Source organism: Sphingobacterium sp. JB170 (assembly GCF_900163865.1).
In the GTDB taxonomy this organism is placed as follows: domain Bacteria; phylum Bacteroidota; class Bacteroidia; order Sphingobacteriales; family Sphingobacteriaceae; genus Sphingobacterium.
This window is the reverse complement of the sequence record NZ_FUKU01000060.1, coordinates 1-2,622: the sequence shown is the minus strand read 5'-3', so window position 1 is coordinate 2,622 and position 2,622 is coordinate 1. Positions and strand designations below refer to the sequence as shown.

The following is a 2,622-nucleotide window of genomic DNA, read 5'->3' as shown; positions in this document are numbered from 1 at the left end:
TGCCGTAACAGGTGGGAGAGTAGGTCGGTGCCTAATTTTATAGAATGCCCCTTCAGTAATTGAAGGGGCTTTTTTATGCCCTCTTTTTTTGGAAGGAAATTTGGAAAGCGCGTAGGATAAGGCGAGATATTAATTATCTTTGCACCTACATGGGAACAGAATTGGATAGTGGGATAAAACCCTATAATCATTATGGCGCGTACTTGAAAGAAAAGTACAATGGACAAAAAGTTTTTAAAGTTATTGTCGACGGTAATTTTACGTGCCCAAATCGTGACGGGAGTAAAGGCTATGGAGGTTGCACTTATTGTAATGTGGATTCATTCACGCCAGATACGGCCAGAAAGATTCCGTCGATCCGAGAGCAGGTGGAGGCCGGAATAGCGAGAGCACGTAAGTCTTACGGTGCGGAAAAGTTCATCATATATTTTCAACCAAATACAAATACCTATGCGCCAACTCATTTGTTAAAGATGATGTATGACGAAGCGTTGAGTATAGATTCTGAAAATATTTTAGGTCTGTCCGTTGGTACTCGGCCTGACTGTTTGGATTTTGAAAAAATTGCTTTACTTGAATCTTATTTGGATCGCTATGATGTCGATTTAGAAATGGGAATGGAATCTATCTACAACGAGACCTTAGATCGGATTAACCGGGGATGTTCGCACGAAGAGTTTTTGAAGACAATGGATATGTTGCAAGGTACCAAGTTAGAGCTTTGTGTGCATACAATCTTTGGGTTTCCGTGGGAAACCGAAGAGATGATGTTACGTTATGCTGATGAAATTAATAAGCAGTCAAAGATAACGTATGTTAAATTGCACCATTTGCACATAGTCGAGGGGTCTATAATGGGCGTTCAATATAAACGGAATCCATTTAAACTTTTTACAATAGAAGAGTATACTGATTTTCTTGCGAAGTTCATTCCTTTATTACGGCCTGATATTGTTATTCAACGTATATTCGGTATTGCGGATCGGGAATTATTAATTGCCCCGAATTGGGGTTTTCCAAAATCGAAAATACAGACGCAAATTGATAAAGGTTTAGAATTACGAGGAGTAATACAAGGAAGTATGTATAATGACTGATTTCTTTGGTATCTCTAAGCATTCGAATAGCTAACAAATAGAAGCCCTGATATTTCAAGGCTTTTATTTGTTAGCTATTTATTTTTCTAAGATTGTTTTAAGGTCTGTAGGTGAATAGTTTACGGATTTTAATGTTTTGTTATCACCTTCTCTAAAAACTAAATACTGTCCCTCGATTTCTTTATAATAAGATTTTACTCCTTTTTCTAGATAATGTTGTTGCGTTAGTTTCGCTTCTTCCTCAGATTTGCATGCTTTACTCATATTTGAACGTTGAACTTCTTCAAAAAGTTCGTTGAATTTGCCTTTTAAACCAAATTCAAGAACAGCTCCCGACAATACATATTGGATATCACATAAAGCGTCGGCTATTTCAACCATATCTTTATTTGCAATAGCCTCTTCTAATTCTTTTAATTCCTCTGCTATCAGTGCTACACGAAGTTCGCAACGACTTTCTGAAGGGATCGTTGGTTTATCTAAAATCGGATGTTGGAATGTTTTGTGGAATTCTGCAACGGAACTAAGAGTTTTTGGATCAGTCATATGGATTTTTTTTCTAAAAATACAAATTTATAATAACATGAAAGGCGCCAAAGCGCCTTTCATGTTATTTAATTAGGTGTTTCAATTGAATGAGTTCTCGGTCGTCGATATAACGCCAGCGCCCTCGTGTCAAGTCTTTTTTTGTTAGGTTTGCATAAACTACTCGATCTAGCTTTATCACATCATACCCTAAAGATTCGAAAATACGTCTTACTATCCTGTTTTTACCAGAATGGATTTGAATTCCTATTTCTCGTTTACTAGCTCCTTGAACGTAGCTAATGTCATCGGGTTTAATTAAACCGTCTTCTAATTGCAACCCAAATTGTATTTTATTAAAATCACCTTGCGTGAGATTTTTGTTTAATTCAACATTATAAATTTTACTGATGTTATTCCTCGGATGGGATAACTTCTCTGCAAGATTGCCATCATTAGTAAGTAGCAATAGACCTGTTGTATTTCTGTCTAAGCGCCCGACTGGGTATATTCTTTCATTGGTGGCTTTTGCAACCAGATGCATAACAGTTCGACGTTCTTGTGGATCGTCAGTTGTTGTAATGTAATCCTTTGGTTTGTTCAGGAGGATATAGACCATTTTTTCTCTCTTTAGTCGTTCCCCATTGTATTTTATTTCATCTTTTGCAGGGTCTACTTTTGTACCTAGTTCTGAAACTATTTCTCCATTCACTGATACAACTCCAGATTCAATGAGTTCGTCTGCTTTACGCCTAGAACATATTCCAGAGTTCGCGATATAACGATTCAATCGAATTAGCCCATCATCCTTTGGTTCTCCGCTGGCTATTTTTTTTCGTGGATAAAATGTTGTAGTATTTGTATCACTATATTCATTCGTTGGCTTTCGATCGATTCTGTTGTTTTCGAATGATCTACCGCGACTGTTCTCGCTACGTTCTCCGCCGAATGATCTACCGCGACTGTTCTCGCTACGTTCTCCGCCGAATGATCTACCGCG

At 37.6% G+C, this 2,622-nt stretch carries 3 protein-coding genes; 1 reads left to right on the top strand and 2 read right to left on the bottom strand.

The genetic code is table 11. The features are described from left to right. Positions 1 to 149: 149 nt before the first annotated feature. Positions 150 to 1,097 (top strand): TIGR01212 family radical SAM protein, encoded by a 948-nt coding sequence (locus FM107_RS16335; RefSeq protein ID WP_086949564.1) that lies wholly within the window; start codon positions 150 to 152, stop codon positions 1,095 to 1,097. 78 nt (positions 1,098 to 1,175) lie between these two features. Here FM107_RS16335 and FM107_RS16330 read toward each other — a convergent pair whose 3' ends face one another. Next, the gene (locus tag FM107_RS16330) at positions 1,176 to 1,643 is read right to left on the bottom strand and encodes a nucleoside triphosphate pyrophosphohydrolase family protein (RefSeq protein WP_086949563.1); all 468 of its coding nucleotides are present in this window, start codon (positions 1,641 to 1,643) and stop codon (positions 1,176 to 1,178) included. A 64-nt stretch (positions 1,644 to 1,707) separates the two neighbouring features. Then, positions 1,708 to 2,622, bottom strand: a 915-nt coding sequence (locus FM107_RS16325) for an rRNA pseudouridine synthase (protein ID WP_256959591.1), incomplete at its 5' end; no start/stop codon positions are given.